General features: G+C 64.4%; 1 protein-coding gene. It reads left to right on the forward strand.

Features of this window, described 5'->3' with window-relative positions:
* Positions 1-662, forward strand: a 662-nt coding sequence (locus tag IE262_RS39065; RefSeq protein ID WP_189880400.1) for a 2-oxoacid:ferredoxin oxidoreductase subunit beta, incomplete at both ends; no start/stop codon positions are given.

Genomic DNA, 662 nt, shown 5'->3' on the forward strand with positions numbered 1-662 from the left:
CGTCCTCGCCGCCGTCCAGGGCTTCATGCCCGAACTCGGCCTCGCCAAGGAGAACATCGTCTTCGTCTCCGGCATCGGCTGCTCCTCCCGCTTCCCGTACTACATGAACACCTACGGGATGCACTCCATCCACGGCCGCGCCCCCGCCATCGCCACCGGACTCGCCACCTCACGCCGCGACCTCAGCGTCTGGGTCGTCACCGGCGACGGCGACGCCCTCTCCATCGGCGGCAACCACCTCATCCACGCACTCCGCCGCAACGTCAACCTCAAAATCCTGCTCTTCAACAACCGCATCTACGGCCTCACCAAAGGCCAGTACTCCCCCACCTCCGAAACCGGCAAAATCACCAAATCCACCCCCATGGGCTCCCTCGACGCCCCCTTCAACCCCATCTCCCTCGCCCTCGGAGCCGAAGCAACCTTCGTCGCCCGCACCATCGACTCCGACCGCAAACACCTCACCGAAGTCCTCCGCCAGGCAGCCGCCCACCCCGGCACCGCCCTCGTCGAGATCTACCAGAACTGCAACATCTTCAACGACGGCGCCTTCGACACCCTCAAAGACAAACAACAAGCCGAAGAAGCCGTCATCCGCCTCGAACACGGACAGCCCATCCGCTTCGGCACCAACCACACCAAGGGCATCCTCCGCGACCACA

Origin of the sequence: Streptomyces bluensis, from assembly GCF_014650715.1 — a bacterium.
GTDB lineage: Bacteria > Actinomycetota > Actinomycetes > Streptomycetales > Streptomycetaceae > Streptomyces > Streptomyces bluensis.